A 19,759-nucleotide genomic window follows, 5' to 3' on the forward strand; every position below is an offset into this window, starting at 1 on the left:
CAACGCTACTAGCCGTTCACTGGCGGAAGGAGAGCCCGTCGACGTCCCCGTCGACGGCACTGGCGAGGCCGGCACCCAGCGCGAACGCGGTCCGCTGGGCGCCGCCGCGGAGCCGTCCCAGGACGCCGCGCTGGGGCTGGAACTCGGCGATGGCGACCGGTTCGTCGAGCAGGTCCTCGACGCGGTCCTCGACGTCTTCGCGAGTCCCGATTCGGTCCACGAGCCCCCGTTTGTGGGCATCGGTGCCGAGGAACACCCGGGCCTCCGTCGCTCTGATCTCCTCGGCGTCCATCTCGCGGCCTTCGGCCACCGTCTCGACGAACTGGTCGTAGTAGTCGTCGACGATGCCCTGGAGGTACTCGCGTTCCTCCTCGCGCATCTCCTTCAGCGGGACGCCGGCGTCCTTGTAGTCGCCGGCGGTGAACTGCTCGTAGGAGAGGCCGGCGCGGTCGGCCAGGTCTTTGGCGTTGACCCGCGAGCCGATGACGCCGATGGAGCCGACGATAGAGCCCTCGCGGGCCCACAGCTCGTCACAGCCGGCGGCGATGTCGTAGCCCCCGCTGGCACAGACGTCGGTGGCGTAGGCGACGGTCGGCCCCTCGAAGCGCTCCGCGGCGAGGCGGATGTCCTCGCTCGGGACGATTTCGCCACCCGGCGTGTTGAGTTTCAACAGGAGCGCCTGGGCGCCCTTGTCCGCGTCGGCGCGTTCGATTTGCTCGACGATATCGTCGGCCGCGGCACCGACCGGCGGACTTGTGAGGCCGCCCCCGCCGTCGCGGGTTATCGGTCCCTCGACGGCGACCTCGGCGACGTTGTGCGACGGCGCGATGTAATCGGCGACGTTGCCACCCAGGCGCAGTGCGGCGACGACGACGCCGATGACCAGCAGGACGCCGAGCAACTCAGCGAGGTCGCCCGGGACGGCGACGAACAGCACCCAGCCCAGGACGGCGGCGACGACGGCCACGAACCCGACGACGAGCAGCCGCACCGCTGTCTCGCCGTATGTCACTGGTACATCCCCAGCGGCCGCGCGCTCGTACTCTCCTCGCTGTCCTGGAGCTGCTCGGCCAGGCGCGCCTTCGCATGGCGGATCTGCTCGGCCTGTTCGACCAGCACGTCGGTCTCGATGTCGACGTCGATGAGGGGGCCGATACCCTCCGAGAGCAGCCTGCGGGCGGCCATCGGGTCCGGGAACTGCCGGTCCGCCTCGACGACCAGGCCGACGCTGGTCATGCCGGCGGTGTTCGCCTCGTGGATGAGCGCGCCGGTCGGACCGGTGATGGCGCCGGCCTCCGTGGGCACGTCGATGCCCGCCGATTCGAGGAGCGGCGCCCCGTCGCCCGTCGAGACGCCGTACACGGACGGTTCCTCGCCCCCCTCGAGCTCGGTCGCCATCCCGCTCAGGAACACCGGCGTCGCGTTCACGCTCTCGAACCAGCCGACGACACAGCTGGAGAACTGCGTCGCGCCCGACGGTGAGATGGGGGCTTCACTCTGGAGGACGAGCAGGTCGGTCGCTTCGTCGGCGTAGAACCGGACCGGCGACCGAATCTGTGGGTCGCCCTCGGCGTAGACGCCGATCTCCGGGAGTCCGTCGCAGTGGGCCGAGGCGTAGTGGTCCATGTCGTACACCTCGACCAGGTGGTCGGCCGCGATCTTCCCGACGAGGCCGACGCCGGGGAGTCCCTCGACGAGTGTCGGTTCGTCCAGCGTGATGTCCTCACGGTGGACCTCAACGTGTGCCATGCCACCGCGTTCGACTGCCGTGGCAATGAAAGGCGGGGTGGGTTGGCGACCACACGGCGGTCCGAAACCCACAAGCGACCCCCCGGCCAACCCCGGACCCATGGAACTACCCGACCGGTATCGCCCCATCGTCGACGATTTCGAGGCGTTCCGCGCGGCCTGCCAGCGCCCGCTTCCGTCGGTGGTCCGGGTCAACACCATCAAGGCCAGCGTCGCGGACGCTCGGGCGGCACTCGACGAGGCCGACATCGCCGCCGAGCCCGTCGACTGGCACGACCGGGTGCTCGTCCTGCCCGACGCCCCGCCGGGGAACAACTGGCCGTACTTCCACGGCTGGATTCACGGCCAGGAAGAGGTGTCGGCCGTCCCGGCGACGGTGCTCGACCCCCGACCCGGCGAGCGCGTCTGGGACGCCTGTGCCGCGCCGGGCAGCAAGACGACCCAGGTGGCCGCCATGATGGACGACCGCGGCGAGGTCGTCGCCAGCGACAACAACCTCGGCCGCATCTCGGCGCTGCGGTCGAACACCGAACGCCTCGGGGCGACGAACGTCGCCGTCACGCACGAAGACGCCCGCAATCACTCGCTGAAGCCCTTCGACGGCGCGACCTACGACTGCGCGCTGGTCGACGTGCCCTGCTCGTGTGAGGGGACCATCCGGAAGAACCCCGACGCCTTCGACGACTGGTCGTTGTCGCACGTCAAGGGCATCTCCGGCGTCCAGAAGGGCATCCTCGCGCGGGCCGTGCAGGCGACCGACCCCGGCGGCACGGTGGTCTACTCGACGTGTACGTTCGCGCCAGAGGAGAACGAGGCCGTGCTGGACCACGTGCTGGGCGAAGAGGACTGCGAACTCGTCGACTACGACCTGCCACTGACCCATCGGGATGGTATCACCGAGTGGCAGGACGACGAGTTCGACCCGAGCGTCGCGAAGGCGAAACGCATCTACCCGCACCACAACGACACGGGCGGGTTCTTCTGTGCGAAACTGGAGGTGACGGGATGAGCAACGACAGCACGAAGTTCACGCGACTGCCCGCGACCGACGCCGAGCGCGATGACGAGGGCAGAGCGACTCGCGCGGAAGTGCTCGACTTCTGGGACGACCGGTTCGGCGTCCCGCCCGAGACCTTCGCGGACCACGCGTTCTGGGAGCGCGGCGCGGGCAAGATATGGCTCTCGCGGGCCGACCCACCCTCGCCCGTCGACGTCGAGGGTCTGGGGATGACGTTCCTCAGAACCCGCCAGGAACACTGGAAGCCGACGCTCGAAGCCGTTCAGCGCTTCGGCGAGCACGCGACGGAGAACGTCATCCACCTGAGCGAGGGGGAAGCCGAGGCGTTCGTCGCCGGCCACGGTCAGGACCTCGACTGGGACGGCGACTGGGGCTACCTCGTCGTCACCCACGACCTGGCCGGCGCTCCCGAACCCGTCGGTGTCGGGCTGTACGTGTACGGCGAACTGCGCTCGCAGGTACCGAAGGGGCGACGGCGTGACCTGGACGGCTGACCGCCGCGAGTCCGGTCGCTTACTGGTCGTGGTGGACGGGGAAGGCAATCTCCACCGTTGTCTTGTACTCCGTGATCTGGCCGTCCTCGACGTTGGCCGTCCAGTCCTCGACTTCGATACCGTGGATGTCCGTGACCGACTCGCGGGCCTGTGAAACGGCCTCGTGCGCCGCGTCTTCCCAGGATTCTGTCGACGTGCCGAGCACCTTGATAATCTTTACTGCCGTCATGGCACTCCTCGATTCGCTCACGGGCGAGAAAGCCATGCAGTGCTTATCTACCGTCACGCACGGGTAGGACTGGTCTGCTCCGTGGGTGCTATGTCGCTTACTGCCGGGTAGGGTTACAGTCCGCCGGTCTCGCCGCCGGTCTGCCCTCCCGTGGTCACTCGCGGGGTGCGATGGTCCCGCCGGAGAGCCCCTCCCACTCGACGCGGTAGCCGAGTCTGGCGAGGACGGCGCTGTCGTCGTCGACGCCGTACTCGTCGAAGACGTCCTCGACTGTCGCGTACGCCATCCCCGCCTCGACCGCGTCGGCGAGTTCATCGAGCACCGCGGGACGGACGAGCGTTCGACCGACGCGCTCGTGCTCGGGAAACGACTTGTCCTCGATGGCGTCCTCGCTGACGCCGCACTCGTCGGCGAGCGCGGCGAGCGACACGACGTCGGCGTCGGGCCGGAGTTCGTCGGGGAGGGTCGCCGCGCTCGCCGCGACGAGTTCGGCCTCGTACGGGCGCAGTGCGTCCCGGACGTCCTTGACTCGGACGCGCTTCGTGTACGGTATCGCCCGGTGGTCGAGCGACTCGATGGTCTCGCCGACGCCCAGCGAGTCGTCGACGGCGACGAGCAGTTCCACGTCCTCCAGGTCGGCCAGCCGGGAGAGCTTCTTCTCGACGTACTCGGGCGTCCAGAACCCCATCACCTCGAAGAAGACGCGGAACTCGGCGGCCGCGTCGGCGGTGTTCCGGACGCCGTCCGCCCCGCCGGGCCGCCACTCGAAGGCGAAGTCGGGGACGACGACGTGCTCACCGGCCGCCAGTGGCTCCGGCTCCCGGACCAGCGTCCAGTCGAGGCCCAGGGCCTCGAACCGGGCGGCGAAGTCGGCCTCGACGCCGCTGTCGTAGGTCACCTCGGCGACGGGGTCGGTGCCGGGCGGCGAGAGGTCGGCGTCGGAGAGCGTCATGGTCCGCTCGGTCCCCCGGTCGTCGACAGTCGCCTCGAGGTGCCACTCGCCGGCCCGCGAGACGGTCCGCAGGAGTCGCGCGAAACGGGTGCCGTAGCGGCGCGTGGTCGAGAACAGCGCGTCCGGACCGGTGACGACGACTTCCCGGCCCGCCTCTGTCCGGCGGATCTCGTACATGAGGCGCAATCGCTTGACAGCCGAAATCAGCGTTGTGGGGTCCGACGAGCGGACGCGGACCTCGGTCGCGTCGAACAGCGCGGTCTGGGCCAGCGAGAGGTTGTACTGCCGGCGCAGGTCCGCCGGCGTCCAGCGCGCGTCGACGGCTGCGAGCACTTCGTTGGCCTCCAGGTCGGCGTAGAGCGAGTCCTCGACGGCCTCGACGGCCACGCCCAGGCTACCGGCCGCCCGGGCCAGCGCGTCGGCGCGCTCGGCCTCCGTGACGACGCCGACGGTCTCGGCTACCTCGAAGACCCGCCGGCGGGCTCGCTCGGGCGGGACCGGCGCCCGCGTCTCGAAGGTGGCCTCCCGCTCGACGAGTTTCGCGAACCCGCGGACGAGCTTGAAGTCCTCGGTGTCGCCCTCAAGGTCCGTGAGCGCCGCCTGCAGGTCCGCTCGCGTCTCGTCGACATGGCCCTGGTAGACGCCGAGGACGCGGGCGGCCAGTCGGTCCGCCGACTCGTCGACGAACTGCGGCTTGTAGCCCCCGCCGGCCCGCGAGACGCGCAGGAGGTCCTTCGTCAGCACGGTCGGTGGTGGGAGGGCGCGCTACAAAAGTGCCCCGCGCTCACTCGTCGCGCTCTGCGCGTCGCCGCCACGCGCGCTCCTGGCGTCGCTCGGCGACGTGGCTGTCGCCGTCGGCGATCTCCTCGCGGGCCCGGCGCTCGAACGCTTGCATGTCGGCGAGCAGGTCCGCTTCGAACGTCTCCAGCAGGTCGTAGGTCCAGCGCCCGTCGACCGCGCCGCGGGGGAGCAGGTCGGTCCGGAGTCGGTCGGCCAGGCCGTCGTAGCCACAGGCCCGCAACACTGGCTCGGCGTCGTTCAAGTGGTCCATCGCGTGCCCCGTGGCGTGGTGGAACTCGATGAGGTTCCCGTGGGCCCGGCGGAGCCACTCAAGGCCGAGCTCGACCGAGTGCAGTGCGTCCAGCTCGTACTCGGAGAGGTCGGATGGGTCGTCTGAGGCGCGTGCCATGCCTTTATCTATGGTGTCTGTTAACATACAATTTGCTGCGCGGGTGTCAGGGCTACCGACGCCGCCGGGCGACCCGTTCCTCGGCCGTCTCCTCGGTCACCAGCTCGTACAGCAAGGCACGGCCGCCGTCGGCTTTCGGCCGGAGGACTCGACCGAGACGCTGAGTGAACTCCCGTTCCGAGCCACTCCCGGAGAGAACGACCGCGACGTTGGCGTCCGGGACGTCCACGCCCTCGTCCAGGACGTTCGCCGTCACCACCCGGGAGTAGGTGCCGTCGCGGAACCGCTCGAGAATCTCGCGCCGCTCGCTCGCGCCGGTCTCGTGGGTGATGGCCGGTATCAGGAACCGCTCTGAGAGTCGGTAGACCAGGTCGGTGTAGGCCGTGAAGACGATGATGCGGTCCTCGCGGTGGGTATCCAGTATCTCGGCGAGACGGTCGACCTTCCGCTGGGCGTTCATCATCACCTCGCGGGCGCGCTGCTTCGCCAGGAGCGCCTCGCGAGCGGCGGGGTCCCGACCCGAGCGCTTGACCAGCTCCTGGTAGTCGCTGCCCGACCGGAGCTGGATACCCGACTGGGCGAGATAGTCGGTGAACGTGCCCTGGTGCTCCTCGTAGCGCTCTCGCTCGGCGTCGGTGAGCGTCACCTCGAGGCGCTTGATGTCGTAGTCCGCGAGGTGCTCGCCGGCCAGGTCGTCTATCTCGACCCGGTGGACCAGCGGTCCGACCAGGTCCTCGACGATTTCGTGTGCCCCGTCGGGCCGCTCGAACGTCGCCGTGAGTCCCATGCGGGCCGGTGCGGCAAGCAGGCGGGCGATGTCGCGGTACCCCTCGCCGCCGAGGTGGTGCACCTCGTCGAACACGACGAGCCCGAAGCGGTCGCCCAGCTCGTCCGCGCGGAGGTACGCCGAGTCGTACGTCGAGACGGTGATTGCTTCGACGCGCTGTTCACCCCCGCCGAGGCGGCCGACGGGGACGTCGAACTCCCGCTCGAGCTCTCGTTGCCACTGCTCGAGCAGGTCGATGGTCGGGACGACGACCAGCGCGGGCGTCCCCAGCGCGACCATCGCGGCGATACCGATGACCGTCTTCCCGCTCCCGGTCGGGAGTTCGAGACAGCCGCGGTCACCGGCCGACTGCCAGGCCGACAGCGCGCGCTCCTGGTAGGGTCGCAGGTCGTAGGTCGTCGTGAGGCCGAGAGACTCCTGTTCGAGGACGCGGTCGTCGTACTCGACGCCCCGCTCGTCGAGCGCGGCGCGGACACGCTGGTACTGGTAGGCCGGCGCGCGGGCGCTCTTCGAGCGCTCGTCGTACTCGACCCCGGGGAGGTCCGCCGGCGCCTCGCCACTGAGGCGCACCGTCCCGTCCTCGAAGGAAAGCGTCAGCACGCCTCCGGATTCGACGCTGGCGCTGTTAACGCTTTCCGCCTCTCGGACAGTCGTGTTTAGTTACGAGATTTTGGGAGTGAACAGCCAGAAAGCCCCGGCGTTCGCAAGAGCAGAGCTCTTGCGCAGCCCATCAGAAATCTTCGATTTCTGAGGACGACGCAAGCACCGCAGGAGTGAGCAACGCGAACGACGAGGAGCACAGCGAGCCGCGGGTCGCGTGGGACCGGAGGTCCCACGTCTTGGTGAGCGGGCTATCGGCCCGCGAACCAAAGCTGAGAACACGGGGGCTTTCTGGCTCTCTGAGTCAAAACATGCTACTGTAAACACTGCCAGTCGAACCCATACCGAAACAGACGCGGGCTCGGACCACGCCGTCGATTCTGAATCCTTTTATTCGCGAACGAGCTTCGTACGTGTATGACCGAACAGGACGCCGCCGACAGCTCGGCCGCGGCCGACACCGAGCAGACAGCCGACGACGTCGATATCGAGGAGGCGCCCGAGGAAGTGGACGTAGACGATGTCGACCTCGGGAACGCGGGCGACGCTCAGTCGCCCGACGAAGTGCTCGTCGAGCGCGTCGCGGAGTCCGACCCCGAGGACATCGCCGGCGAGCTCGCCGCGCTCCGCGCCCGGACCGAGTCACTCGAAGACGCTCTCGCCGACCGCGAGGCCGACGTCGAGGAGCTCGAATCGAAGCTCAAGCGCAAGCAGGCGGACTTCCAGAACTACAAGAAACGGATGCAAAAGCGCCGGGACGAGGAGAAACAGCGGGCCACCGAGGACCTGGTGACCAAGCTGTTCGACGTCCGGGACAACCTCAAGCGCGCGCTCGAACAGGACGAGGGCACGGACATCCGCGACGGCGTCGAAGCGACGCTGCGCCAGCTCGACGACGTGCTCGACGCGGAGGGCGTCGAAATCATCGACCCGGACCCGGGGACCGACCTCGACCCGACGCAACATCAGGTACTCGCGAACGTCGAGAGCGACGAGGACCCGGGCGCTATCGCCGACGTTCACCGACCTGGCTACGAGATGGGCGAGAAGGTCCTGCGCGAGGCGCAGGTCACCGTCAGTGAAGAGTAGCGAGGGATAGCGAGGGCCTGAGCGAAGCGAAGGGCCTCGAAGAGATGAGCGGTGACCGAAGGGAACCGCGAGCAGCGAGATGGGACTGGCAGGAGCAGCGAGGGTCCGACCGGAGGGAGGCCTTCGCCGTTGTGAGCGGCGACTGCTCGTGTTGCGGTACGTGTTATAGGTGCTGATTAGTGCCCGGCTAAAAGTCACAAACAGCCGGGAGGGACGCCCTCTGTACGGTTCGCGTCTCGCCCCATCTAGCAACTTTTAACCGGCGCAATCCGGTAAGAGTCGGTAAGATGACGAGCAACAAAATCCTGGGTATCGACCTCGGGACGACGAACAGCGCCTTTGCGGTCATGGAGGGTGGCGACCCGGAGATCATCGTCAACGGCGAGGGTGACCGGACGACGGCGTCCGTCGTCGCCTTCGACGACGGCGAGCGGCTGGTCGGCAAGCCCGCCAAGAACCAGGCGGTCAAGAACCCCGACCAGACCGTCCAGTCCATCAAGCGCCACATGGGCGAGGACGACTACACGGTCGAACTCGACGGCGAGGAGTACACGCCTGAGCAGGTCTCGGCGATGATCCTCCAGAAGATCAAGCGCGACGCCGAGGAGTACCTGGGCGACGAAGTGGAGAAGGCGGTCATCACCGTCCCGGCGTACTTCAACGACCGCCAGCGCCAGGCGACCAAGGACGCCGGCGAGATCGCCGGCTTCGAGGTCGAGCGCATCGTCAACGAGCCCACCGCGGCCGCGATGGCCTACGGGCTCGACGACGAGTCCGACCAGACGGTGCTCGTCTACGACCTCGGCGGCGGTACCTTCGACGTCTCCATCCTCGACCTGGGCGGCGGCGTCTACGAGGTCGTCGCGACCAACGGGGACAACAGCCTCGGCGGCGACGACTGGGACCACGCCATCATCGACTATCTGGCCGACGAGTTCGAGGCCGAACACGGCGTGGACCTACGTGACGACCGCCAGGCCCTCCAGCGCCTGACCGAGGCCGCCGAGGAAGCGAAGATCGAGCTCTCCTCGCGCAAGGAGACCCGCATCAACCTGCCGTTCATCGCGACGACCGACGAGGGGCCGCTGGACCTCGAAGAGAAGCTCACCCGCGCGAAGTTCGAGTCGCTGACCGAGGACCTCATCGACCGCACCGTCGGCCCGACGGAGCAGGCCCTCTCCGACGCGGGCTACGAGAAGAGCGACATCGACGAGGTCATCCTCGTCGGTGGCTCCACGCGGATGCCCCAGGTCCAGGAGAGAGTCGAGGAGATGACCGGCCAGGCGCCCCAGAAGAACGTCAACCCCGACGAGGCCGTCGCGCTGGGCGCGGCCATCCAGGGTGGCGTCCTCTCGGGCGACGTCGACGACATCGTCCTGCTGGACGTGACGCCGCTGTCGCTCGGTGTCGAGGTCAAGGGCGGTCTCTTCGAGCGACTCATCGACAAGAACACCACGATTCCCACGGAGGAATCGAAGATCTTCACGACCGCCCAGGCGAACCAGACGCAGGTCCAGATCCGCGTCTTCCAGGGCGAGCGTGAGATCGCCGAGGAGAACGAACTGCTCGGTGCCTTCGCGCTCTCGGGCATCCCGCCGGCCCCCGCCGGCACCCCGCAGATCGAGGTCTCGTTCAACATCGACGAAAACGGCATCGTCAACGTCGAAGCCGAGGACAAGGGCTCCGGGAACAAGGAGGACATCACCATCGAGGGCGGCGCTGGCCTCTCCGACGAGCAGATCGAGGAGATGCAACAGGAGGCCGAGGAGCACGCCGAGGAAGACGAGGAACGCCGCAAGGAGATCGAGGCCCGCAACGAGGCCGAGGCCTCCGTCCGCCGCGCCGAGACGCTCCTCGAGGAGAACGACGAGCAGATCGACGACGATCTGAAGGCGACCATCGAGGAGAAAATCGAGGACGTCGAAGCGGTCCTTGAGGACGAGGACGCCGGCCGAGAGGACTACGAGGAGGTCACCGAGGCCCTCTCCGAGGAACTCCAGGAGATCGGCAAGGCGATGTACGAGGAGCAGGCCCAGCAGGCCGCCGGTGGCGCAGCAGGTGCCGGCGCGGCGGGTGCTGGTCCCGGCGGCGCAGCCGGTGCCGGCCCGGGCGGTGCGGCGGGCGCCGGTCAGGAAGGCGAGTACGTCGACGCCGACTTCGAGGACGTCGACGACGAAGAGCAAGACGAGGAGTAACGCTAGTCGGGTCTGTCGAGTCAGTCGCCTGGTCTCGGCGACCCTATCTCATCGAACTCGAGTGAAAAAGTCGGACTTATCTGCCCGAATTTTGTGTTCTACAGCGTCGCCAGAATTTCCGGCGGTACCAGGACACTGTCGATCCGGTGGACGACGCCGTTCGACGCTTCGATGTCGAAGTCCGGCGCGTCGATGGTCGCCCCGCCGAGTTCGTCGCCACCGCCGTTGAGGTCGAGACCGTCGACGTCGACTGTGCCACCGTTTTCCATCTTGATTTTCGAGGCGTTGACTACCGACTCCGAGTAGCGTCGGCCGTTGGTGACGTGGTACAGAAGGACTTCTGTGAGACCGCCGACACCGAGCGCACCGACGACGTCGTTCAGGTCTTCGATATCGTCATCGAGCACGCTATCTAGTACTCCGATCAATTCGACAAACGCGTCGTTGTCAGGTGCGAACACGGTGTACTGTCGGTTGCCGTCAAGCACGCTGTCGAGGCCAGCCACTTCGAGAGCCTCCTGAAGGCTGCTGAAGTCCGAGTCACCCTTGACGATGTCGAGAATCGTCCCTTCGGCACTCGCTCCGTCTCGTCGTCCCTTCCCTCGCGCTGCTGCCGTTCCGACACCAGTTGTGAACAGTATACCTGCGCCTCCGACCGCCTTCAGTACGTTTCGTCGGTTCATGTCTGCCATGTTGCAACGAATAGATGTATCTGAGAATATATAGTTGGGGTTCCCCACCGGTTAGGTACCAGTCAATAAGAATGCAGGTACCGCGAGGTAGGACCGGGAACGGAACCGATTGGTACGTACTCGGATAGTGTTGGCTGTTAGATACCTAACGAACGGATTCAATCGGTGAAGTTCCCTGCGGCCCGGTCCCAGTCCCACGAGAGATACCGGAGGGATGGACTCGTACCCTCGGGAATCACGTCGTACCTACGAAGGAAGTCACGCGTGCCGCTCCCGCCGTCGAAGTCGCCGCGGTACCAGAGAAAGAGGCGGGGCACGCTGACGGTATCGCGCTCGGCGTCGTACTCCACGGTCCGGTCGAGGTACGTCCGGGTCGCGAGGTCGAGTTGCTCGTCGACGGCGTCGGGGTCGTACGCGCGGATTGCCGGGCAGCTCATTGCCCCGCAGTTGAGCGCGAAGTGGATGCGCGGGTCCAGCGGGGTGATAGTGTAGCGTTTCTCGAAGGAGCGCTGGAACAGCGAGGGGGTGTAGCCCATCGTGTACTTCGACCGCAACGCCCGGAGGATGCCGTCCTCGATATCGTTGAGCGAGAGGTCGGTCCCGCCGACGGTCACCGCCCTCGCCCTGAAGAAGCGGACGAACCGAAGCGAGCTCTCGTAGAGGGCTGGCCGGCGGTCCAGCAGGAGCTGCGTCCCGGCGTTGTAGAGGTTCGTCCAGAATGCGAGTCCAGTCGTTCGGTCCTCGCGGACGGGTGCCAGGGCCTCGTCGTCGAAGGCGGCCAGCGCGTCGAGGAAGGGCGTCGGGTCGGCCCCCGTTCGGATCGCGGCCAGCAGCTCCGTCGCCACGGCGGTCGGAGAGAGCCCGTCCGTGTCCACCGCCTCGGCCGGCTGGCCACCGGTAGTGCCCCCCTCGCCGGTTCCGACGGTGGTATCTGACATAGGAGAGGAAGGTCCTCGCGGCTGAAAAAGTGTTGGTCGGTCTGGCACGCAGTCCGCCCAACGGCCCGCGAGCACGTCCGTGGAGGATGTGGTGTGAACTATGCACGCACCCACCACGCTTACCGAACAGCAGTCCTGAAGGCCGGTATGAGTCACGCCGACGACCCACTCACGACGACCACGAGCCTCTGCCCGCATTGCCTCGAACAGGTCCCTGGGGCGTACGAATCCCGCGATGGCGGGGTCTACCTCACGCGGGAGTGTGAGATCCACGGGACCACGAGCAGGCAGGTCTGGGGGAGCCTCGACCACTGGGAGTGGGCCGGGCAGTTCGCGCCCGAGTTCGACGCGAGCGAGGGGCCCGTCGACCTGACCGTCGACCACGACCACGCCTGCCTGGCTATCGTCGAAGTGACCGAGGACTGCAACCTCTCCTGTGATTTCTGCTTCGCCAGTTCCGGCCCCGGCGGGACGCAGAACCCCTTCGAGGACGTGCTTCACCTGTTGGACGTCATCGAAGACCAGGGCGGTCCCCGGCCGGTCCAGTTCTCCGGCGGCGAACCGACCGTTCGCGACGACTTGCCCGAACTCGTCGCGGCGGCCGCCGACCGCGGCTTCGAACACGTCGAAGTGAACACGAACGGCCTCCGTCTGGCCCGGGAGGACGGCTACGCCCAGCGGCTGGCCGACGCCGGCGTCACGGCCGTCTACCTCCAGTTCGACGGCCTCGAACGCGAGACGTACGTCGACATCCGCTCGGCCGACATCCTCGAGTTCAAGCACGCCGCCATCGAGGCCTGCCGGGCGGCCGACCTCCCCATCATCCTCGTGCCCACGCTGGTTCCCGGAACCAACGAACACGAGATGGGCGACATCGTCGAGTTCGCGCTTGAGAACGCCGACGTCATCCGCTCGGTCAACTTCCAGCCGGTGGCCCACTTCGGCCGCTACGAGCGCAACGACGGGCGCTTCTCGCTGGACGAGGCCGCCCGCCTGCTGACCGAGCAGTTCGACGCGCTGGCGGTCGAAGATATCCTCCCCGCGCCGTGTTGCTCGGCGTACTGTCAGATTGGTACCGCGCTGCTGCCCCGGGCGGACGGGCCGCCGCTTCCGCTGACGCGGTTCATCACCGAGGGACTGTGGGACTCCGTCTCGGGGATGGTCGACGAGGGGGACTATATGGAGCTGCTCGCGGGTACCGCGGCCGGCCAGGATCTGGCCTGCAGCGCGGCGGGGTGCTGTGGCGTCGACGTTCCAGACGCGGCCGACGACCTGTTCGACTCGGTCGTTCCCATCTCCATCACTGGCTTCATGGACGCCGACGCGGCCGACGTGAACCGACTGGAGAACTGCTGTCTGTCGGTCCCGACCCCGGACGGCGACCTGGTGCCGTTCTGTGGCTACAACATGACGACCGAGGACGGCGAGTACGCCCTGCGGAACCGCAACGGTTGGGGCGGCCGGGAGACGGTCGCGGGCAGCGAGCAGTACGCCGACCCCGAGGTCGCCGGCGAGGAGGCACCCGACGAGACCCTCGGAGAGAGCAACGACTGATGTTCCCCTCCGTCGATTCGGCGCTGGCGAACCCCTGGGGGACGATGCGACTCGTCGTCGGCGAGCCGTTGCATCCCGGGGGCGACGAGGCTACGGCGGCCCTGCTGGACCGGGCCGACGTGACCGCGGGCACGCGCCTGCTGGACGTCGGCTGTGGGGCCGGCAACGCACTCTCGCTCGCTCGCGAGCGGGGCGCTGATGCCATCGGCATCGACCTCAATCCAGTCGGCGAGCGGACGCTCCGGGGAGACCTGGAACACCTCCCGGTCAGGACCGGCGGGGTCGACGTCGTGCTGGCGGAGTGCGTGCTCTGCTTGGCCGACGACCTCGACGGTGCGCTGGCCGAAGCCCACCGCGTACTCCCCGACGACGGCCGCCTGGCCCTCTCGGACGTCGTCGTCGAGGGCGACCTCCCTGGCGTCCCGGCCCGCGTCGAAGAAGCCCTCTGCCTGACCGGCCAACGCAAACGGGCGCACCTCCGCGAACGGGTCGACGCGGCCGGTTTCGACGTCGGCGAGGTCCGGGACCACCGCGAGGCCCTGCTCGAGATGCGCGACCGAGCACGGCGCCGGGTCGACTACGAGGGGCTCTTGGGGGCGATGGGGTCCGACGGCGAGGCCCTGCTGGACGCGATACGGGCACTCGAAGGGGCGATAGAGAGCGGCGATGTCGGCTACGTCTCGCTGGTGGCGTCGCCAGTGTAGCGCGACCGGGTCGGGTCCAGCGAGCGGCCGCCGTTCCAGCATTCGAAGGCGTTATACGCTCACGCGCGAGTCACGCTGGTATGAGCGACTGGGCGGACTGGAACCACATCGTGAAGATAGACCCCGACAAGACGCTCGTCGACGGGGAGACCTACGAGGACGTGGCCGCCACCGGAACCGACGCCATCGAGGTGGGTGGGACGACGGGGATGACCGAGGAGAAGATGACTCGGGTGGTCGAGGCCTGCGGGAAGTACGACATCCCGGTGTACATCGAGCCGTCGAACCCCGCCTCGGTGGTCCACAGCGACCGCCACGACGGCTATCTCATCCCTGTCGTGATGAACGCCGGCGACGTCACCTGGATCACGGGCGCCCACAAGGAGTGGATCCGCATCGACGACGAGATCGACTGGTCGCGGACGTTCACCGAGGCCTACATCGTCATGAACCCCGACGCCTCCGTCGCGACGTACACGCAGGCCGACTGTGACCTGGAGGCCGACGAGGTAGCCGCCTACGCCGAGGCCGCCGAACACCTGCTGGGCCAGGAGATCATCTACGTCGAGTACTCCGGGATGCTCGGCGACACCGAGAAAGTCGCCGCTGCCCATGACATCCTCGACGAAGCGACCCTCTTCTACGGCGGTGGCATCCACGACTACGAGTCGGCCCGGACGATGGCCGAGCACGCGGACACCATCGTCGTCGGCGACCTGGTGCACGACGAGGGCGTCGACGCCGTCCGCGAGACCGTCGAGGCCGCCAACGACGCTACCGCGGCGACTCCCACCGACTGACGCCGACAGGCTCTTTTTGCCTACGCGGCCCGTAACCGGGTTATGACTTCCCTCCTGGCCGTCGTCTTCGACCTCGATGGCACCCTGTGTGAGTCGACACAGGACGGGGCCGACCTGTACGCCGCCGCCTTCGAGTCGGCCGGACTGGACCCGTTCGGCGCTGTCGGCGACCTCTGGGCCTCGCTCGAAGGGCCGCCCGACACGTCGAACGAGCAGTCGTACCTCGCCGCTGGGTTCCGTCGGTTGGCTGCCCAACACGGCCACCGGCGAGTCCCAGCCGACGACCTGGCTTCGGGCCTGCTCGCCGCCGTCGACAGGAGCGCTGTCGCCTTCCGCGAGGGTGCCGAGACGGCGCTCGAGGCCGCACTCGCCCACGGACCGGTCGGTGTCCTGACGAACGGCCCGTCCCACCGCCAAGAGCCAAAGATAGCGACCCTGGCGCTGGCCGACCGGGTCGGGACCGTCTGTTACGCGGGCGACCTCGAGCGGCGCAAGCCCCACCCCGAGCCCTTCGAGTCGGTCTGTGCGACCCTCGGCGTCGAACACGACCGGACGTTGTACGTCGGCGATTCGCTCGCCTACGACGTGGCCGGGGCCCACGCTGCGGGGCTGCAGGCGGCCTGGTGCCCGCGGACGCCCGGTGAGACGAACGGGTATCAGCCGGAGTACGTCTTCGACCGCATCGACGACCTGGTCGCCGTCCTCGAGGGCGAGCGCGAGGGACCGGGGCCGTGACCGCGGTCGACGAGGTCCTCCGCCGGGTCGTCCCGGACCGGCGACCAGTCGAACTCGTGCGGCCTCGCCAGGGCAACCACAAGGAGACTGTCGTCGCCCGGTACGACGACAGACCGCCGCTCGTGGTCCAGCTCTCCGACGACGTGGGCGACGCCACGACCGAGGCCGTGCTGCTTGGCGAAATCGTCAACCGGACGGCCGTTCCGGTGCCGACGCTCCTCGCACAGGGGCGCGTGGGCGAGCGGGCGTATCTGGTGACCGAGTTCGTGGCGGGGGCGGACCTCCACGAGCGCTTCGTCGACCTCGCGCCAGTCCGTCGACAAGCGGTCGCGCGGCGGTTCGGCGTCATCCTCGGCACGCTTCACGAGACGTTTCCGTTCGCATCGGCCGGTCCGGTGTCCCTCGATTCGAGCGGGGCGCTCGTCGCGACCGACCGCTCGGTCGGTGCGGACTTCGCGCAGTACGCGACCGCGTGTCTGGATGCGCTCCCGCCGGCTTTCGACGACCTTCGTGGCCCGCTGGCGACAGCCGTCGACGGCGTTCCGTCGACGCGCCCGCCGCGACTGTTCCCCTGGGACCTCCGCCCGGGGAACGCACTGCTCGACGACGACGACCTCGCCGCAGTGCTTGACTGGGGTGCGCCCCGGAGTGCCGACCCCGCCCTGTCGGTCGCGAAGACCGAACACCTCGTCACCCGATGGTACGGTACCGACCCGGGACCGCTCGAAGCTGCGTTCCGGGCCGGCTACCGCTCGGTCCGACCGCTCCCCGAGGTTCCGGTGGCCTACCGAATCGCGGCCGTCGCCTGTGCGGCCGTCGACTCGACCGGAGCGGTGACTCGCCCGCACTACCCCGAACGCTCGGGGGACGACGCCGTCGCGATTCACCGAACCTGGTTGGCCGAGTGGCTGGAGACCGACGCGACCGAATAAACGGAGTTTAAGTTCGTCCCGTCGAACGCCACAGTATGGACGACCGCACCTACACAGCGGACGCCGAACCCGGCGACGAAGTCACCGTCGCCGGCTGGGTCCACGAGATTCGGGACCTCGGTGGCATCGCCTTCCTCATCCTCCGGGACACGACCGGCAAGATCCAGGTGAAGTTCGAGAAAGACGAGATGGACGACGACCTCGTCGAGACCGGGCTGGACGCCCACCGCGAGTCTGTCATCTCGGTCACGGGGGCCGTCGAGGAGGAACCGCGCGCCCCGACCGGTGTCGAGGTCACGCCGGAGTCCGTCGAGGTCATCTCCGAAGCGGACCCCGAACTGCCGCTGGACCCCTCCGGCAAGGTCGACGCCGAACTCCCGACCAGACTGGACAACCGCACGCTCGACCTCCGCAAGGACGAGGTCAAGGCCATCTTCCAGATTCGTGCCGAGGTCCTGCGCGCCGCCCGCGAAGCCTTCCGCGACCTGAACTGCACGGAGATCAACACGCCCAAAATCGTCGCCACGGGAACGGAGGGCGGCACCGAGCTGTTCCCCATCACGTACTTCGGCCGCGAGGCGTTCATGAACCAGAGCCCCCAGCTGTTCAAGCAGCTGATGGTCGGCTCGGGGCTGGAGCGGGTCTTCGAGATCGGCCCCATCTTCCGCGCCGAGGAGCACAACACGCCCCGGCACCTCAACGAGGCGACCTCCATCGACTTCGAGTCGGCCTTCTACGACCACACCGAGGCGATGGACGCCTGCGAGCACGTCGTCAAGGCCGCCTACGAGGGTGTCGCCGAAAACTGCCAGGCCCAGCTCGAAGCGCTGGACCTCGCCGACGAGTTCGAGGCGCCCGAGGGCGAGTTCCCGCGCCTGACCTACCAGGAAGCACTGGACAAGATCAACGCCACTGGCGAACTCGACGAGCCGCTCGTCTGGGGTGACGACCTCTCGACGGAGGCCGAACACGTCCTGGGCGAGGAGATGGGCGAGCACTACTTCATCGTCGACTGGCCAAGCGAGATCAAGCCGTTCTACATCAAGGACCACGACGACGACGCGGAGGTCTCGACCGGCTTCGACATGATGCATCCGTCGATGGAACTGGTCTCCGGCGGCCAGCGTGAACACCGCTACGACCACCTCGTCGAAGGGTTCGAACAGCAGGGCCTCGACCCCGAGGCCTTCGAGTACTACACCAAGATGTTCCGGTACGGCATGCCGCCCCACGCCGGCTGGGGGCTGGGCGGCGAGCGCCTCGTCATGACGATGCTCGGGCTGGGGAACATCCGGGAAGCGGTGCTGTTCCCGCGGGACCGTCAGCGGCTGAGCCCATAGCGAGAGCCCGAGCGGAGCGAAGGGGTCTCGTCTTTACGAACGGTGAGCGAAGCGAGCAGTGCCTGGCGAAGACCAGAGAGCCAGCGAGACGAGCAGCGCGAGTCTCGCAGGACCGGCAGCGACTGTCTCTCTGAGACGGCGCTGCACAGAGCGACCGATAACGTATTCGGCGCTGTCGATACACTCCGTCACTGACACTTTTTCGAGGGGTGCTGAATACAGAGGATGTAGTCAGTACCGTTCAAAGACGGTGTCAGAGGGATGACTTTTCCCGCTGTTTTGGCAGAGACAGTCTAACTCAGGAACCACCTCTCTCAAGCGTTTCTCTATCGGTGAGAATAGACCGTGGATACCATCGTCTCAGAGAGCGAATATTATTCTATGATGAGACAGATGGTTGACGAAGAGATTGTGTTCAAAATTATTGGTCAATTTACGGAGCTTGAAGGATGTGACTTCACAGAGCTGCCACCGTTACAGGAGAGTGTGAACGTTGATGCTTTGGAGTCCTTACTAACCAGGGCCGATGGTAATCAAAACCTCCTCGTCCAGTTCGAATATAATGACGCGGTTGTCTCTCTCACTGGCGAAGGGAGTGTTCTGGTTCACCCACTCGATGGGCACTGCGAATGAGCGTGCAGAACACACGGCTGCTATCTTTCAAGCCCACCACGACAGTGTATCTAAGTCGTCTTCAGCAACTGTTCATTGTGGACAAGCGGAACAGTGACACATTGGTTGACCACGATAGCCGAGATAGACTGACCAGGTCAGTATCTCACTTTTCGTTGTAAGCCCGATGACCGACTAGCAGCCCTATTCTGCACGCTCTGTTCGGCTGACGCTGTGGATCTCGACGGAGCGAAGTACTGATTTGACAGTGACCCGCGCTCAGTCGTCGCTCGGCGTCGCAGTACCGGTTCCGCTACCCGACCCGGCCTTGGAGACGATTCCCTCGTTCGCGGCGACCCAGCGCAGCAGCAGGAACGCGAAGACGTACTTCGCGAGGATGTCGAGCCCGGAGTACCCCCACGAGGTGACGCCGACGCCAAGGAGGGCGAATCCTTCGGAGCCCAGCGCCCAGAGGATGGGGTAGCCCAGCCAGAGCACCACGGTCAGCGACCGCAGCGTCTGGAATATCTCGCTCGTGTCGGCGGCCGTCGCCGCGCCGCTCCACTCCACGAGCAGGATGTAGAGGACGGCCACGAAGAAGGCACAGCTGATGAGGTAGAACACCCAGCGGAACAGGTACGACGACGTGATGAGCGCGGCCGCGAGGCCGGTCACGCACATCCCGATGTCCATCGTGATGGCGGTGAATATCGAGGTCCGGTCGGCGTCGGCCAGCAGGCCGAGCGCCAGCAGAATCATCGGCGTCGACAGCGTCCACGTGAGATACCGACCCCACGGCGAGAGGACCTCTTGCCCGGCGAGCGCGTGGCCGGCGGGCATCTCCAGGAACCCGACCGTGAGCCCCGAGGCGAGCCCGGCGTAACTGGATATCGAGACGAGCGGTACCAGCAGTGTCGCGACCCAGATGAGTTTCGCCCGGGATGACTGGACGTCTCTACCCATGTAAACGAACAGTAATATCGCGAGACCGGCGAGCGCGATGTTCACCCAGAGCGACGACTGGAGCAGGAAGTCGGACTGTATCTCCTGGAGTGCGTCTGACTGCGACGCTTGCAGGACGGTTTCGGTGGCGAGTGTCGACATACAGACACAATATGTGCAACCAGACATATATGTTCATACCCCAACA

Annotated in this window: 20 protein-coding genes; 11 read left to right on the forward strand and 9 right to left on the reverse strand. The window is 67.0% G+C overall.

The window, feature by feature from the left end:
* Positions 1–16 precede the first annotated feature (16 nt).
* Entirely contained in the window at positions 17–1,012 is a 996-nt protein-coding gene (gene sppA, locus P1L41_RS08415; protein ID WP_276298414.1) for a signal peptide peptidase SppA, read from the reverse strand.
* Positions 1,009–1,749 (reverse strand): proteasome assembly chaperone family protein, encoded by a 741-nt coding sequence (locus tag P1L41_RS08420; protein ID WP_276298415.1) that lies wholly within the window; start codon positions 1,747–1,749, stop codon positions 1,009–1,011. Before P1L41_RS08420 ends, sppA begins: the two co-directional genes overlap by 4 nt.
* Positions 1,750–1,849: 100 nt before the next feature.
* Between P1L41_RS08420 and P1L41_RS08425 the strand changes: the two genes are divergently transcribed.
* Together P1L41_RS08425 and P1L41_RS08430 are read left to right on the forward strand one after the other, a co-directional pair.
* A complete protein-coding gene (locus P1L41_RS08425) occupies positions 1,850–2,758 on the forward strand; it encodes an RsmB/NOP family class I SAM-dependent RNA methyltransferase (RefSeq protein WP_276298416.1) in 909 nt (302 codons plus the stop codon).
* Positions 2,755–3,261, forward strand: coding sequence for a DUF7122 family protein (locus tag P1L41_RS08430; protein ID WP_276298417.1), 507 nt, complete (start codon positions 2,755–2,757; stop codon positions 3,259–3,261). The genes P1L41_RS08425 and P1L41_RS08430 overlap by 4 nt, the downstream gene beginning before the upstream one ends.
* Before the next feature lie 19 nt (positions 3,262–3,280).
* Here P1L41_RS08430 and P1L41_RS08435 read toward each other — a convergent pair whose 3' ends face one another.
* The 4 genes from P1L41_RS08435 to P1L41_RS08450 form a co-directional block, all read right to left on the reverse strand.
* Positions 3,281–3,490 carry a dodecin family protein gene (locus P1L41_RS08435; protein WP_276298418.1) on the reverse strand — a complete coding sequence of 70 codons (210 nt, stop codon included), beginning with the start codon at positions 3,488–3,490 and terminating at the stop codon, positions 3,281–3,283.
* Between the two features lie 154 nt (positions 3,491–3,644).
* Entirely contained in the window at positions 3,645–5,186 is a 1,542-nt protein-coding gene (locus P1L41_RS08440) for a DUF790 family protein (protein WP_276298419.1), read from the reverse strand.
* 40 nt (positions 5,187–5,226) lie between these two features.
* The gene (locus P1L41_RS08445) at positions 5,227–5,631 is read right to left on the reverse strand and encodes a hypothetical protein (RefSeq protein WP_276295288.1); all 405 of its coding nucleotides are present in this window, start codon (positions 5,629–5,631) and stop codon (positions 5,227–5,229) included.
* A gap of 52 nt (positions 5,632–5,683) precedes the next feature.
* Positions 5,684–7,018, reverse strand: coding sequence for a DEAD/DEAH box helicase (locus tag P1L41_RS08450; RefSeq protein WP_276295289.1), 1,335 nt, complete (start codon positions 7,016–7,018; stop codon positions 5,684–5,686).
* A 417-nt stretch (positions 7,019–7,435) separates the two neighbouring features.
* Here P1L41_RS08450 and P1L41_RS08455 point away from each other — a divergent pair, with 417 nt between their 5' ends.
* Both P1L41_RS08455 and dnaK read left to right on the forward strand, forming a co-directional pair.
* Positions 7,436–8,107 carry a nucleotide exchange factor GrpE gene (locus P1L41_RS08455; protein ID WP_276295290.1) on the forward strand — a complete coding sequence of 224 codons (672 nt, stop codon included), beginning with the start codon at positions 7,436–7,438 and terminating at the stop codon, positions 8,105–8,107.
* A 287-nt stretch (positions 8,108–8,394) separates the two neighbouring features.
* Positions 8,395–10,302, forward strand: a complete 1,908-nt coding sequence (gene dnaK, locus P1L41_RS08460) for a molecular chaperone DnaK (RefSeq protein WP_276295291.1) — start codon at positions 8,395–8,397, stop codon at positions 10,300–10,302.
* A 98-nt stretch (positions 10,303–10,400) separates the two neighbouring features.
* Here the strand turns inward: dnaK and P1L41_RS08465 are convergent, their stop codons facing one another.
* Entirely contained in the window at positions 10,401–11,042 is a 642-nt protein-coding gene (locus P1L41_RS08465; protein WP_276295292.1) for a fasciclin domain-containing protein, read from the reverse strand.
* Positions 11,043–11,152: 110 nt separating this feature from the next.
* Complete coding sequence (locus P1L41_RS08470; protein ID WP_276295293.1) at positions 11,153–11,932, reverse strand: DUF547 domain-containing protein; 780 nt, start codon at positions 11,930–11,932, stop codon at positions 11,153–11,155.
* A gap of 147 nt (positions 11,933–12,079) precedes the next feature.
* Between P1L41_RS08470 and P1L41_RS08475 the strand changes: the two genes are divergently transcribed.
* The 7 genes from P1L41_RS08475 (at position 12,080) to P1L41_RS08505 (ending at position 18,630) form a co-directional block, all read left to right on the forward strand.
* Entirely contained in the window at positions 12,080–13,486 is a 1,407-nt protein-coding gene (locus P1L41_RS08475; RefSeq protein ID WP_276295294.1) for a radical SAM protein, read from the forward strand.
* Positions 13,486–14,190 carry a class I SAM-dependent methyltransferase gene (locus tag P1L41_RS08480; RefSeq protein WP_276295295.1) on the forward strand — a complete coding sequence of 235 codons (705 nt, stop codon included), beginning with the start codon at positions 13,486–13,488 and terminating at the stop codon, positions 14,188–14,190. The genes P1L41_RS08475 and P1L41_RS08480 overlap by 1 nt, the downstream gene beginning before the upstream one ends.
* Before the next feature lie 80 nt (positions 14,191–14,270).
* The gene (locus P1L41_RS08485) at positions 14,271–14,990 is read left to right on the forward strand and encodes a phosphoglycerol geranylgeranyltransferase (RefSeq protein WP_276295296.1); all 720 of its coding nucleotides are present in this window, start codon (positions 14,271–14,273) and stop codon (positions 14,988–14,990) included.
* Between the two features lie 42 nt (positions 14,991–15,032).
* A complete protein-coding gene (locus tag P1L41_RS08490; protein WP_276295297.1) occupies positions 15,033–15,725 on the forward strand; it encodes an HAD family hydrolase in 693 nt (230 codons plus the stop codon).
* Positions 15,722–16,657, forward strand: coding sequence for a phosphotransferase family protein (locus P1L41_RS08495; protein ID WP_276295298.1), 936 nt, complete (start codon positions 15,722–15,724; stop codon positions 16,655–16,657). The genes P1L41_RS08490 and P1L41_RS08495 overlap by 4 nt, the downstream gene beginning before the upstream one ends.
* 35 nt (positions 16,658–16,692) lie before the next feature.
* On the forward strand, positions 16,693–17,997 hold the full coding sequence (gene aspS, locus P1L41_RS08500) for an aspartate--tRNA(Asn) ligase (protein WP_276295299.1): 1,305 nt from the start codon (positions 16,693–16,695) through the stop codon (positions 17,995–17,997).
* 345 nt (positions 17,998–18,342) lie between these two features.
* On the forward strand, positions 18,343–18,630 hold the full coding sequence (locus P1L41_RS08505; RefSeq protein ID WP_276295300.1) for a HalOD1 output domain-containing protein: 288 nt from the start codon (positions 18,343–18,345) through the stop codon (positions 18,628–18,630).
* Between the two features lie 258 nt (positions 18,631–18,888).
* On the opposite strand, the gene hop is transcribed toward P1L41_RS08505, so the two are convergent.
* On the reverse strand, positions 18,889–19,713 hold the full coding sequence (gene hop, locus P1L41_RS08510) for a halorhodopsin (RefSeq protein WP_276295301.1): 825 nt from the start codon (positions 19,711–19,713) through the stop codon (positions 18,889–18,891).
* Positions 19,714–19,759 lie beyond the last annotated feature (46 nt).

The sequence above is a fragment of the Haloarcula ordinaria genome, from assembly GCF_029338275.1.
GTDB lineage: Archaea > Halobacteriota > Halobacteria > Halobacteriales > Haloarculaceae > Haloarcula > Haloarcula ordinaria.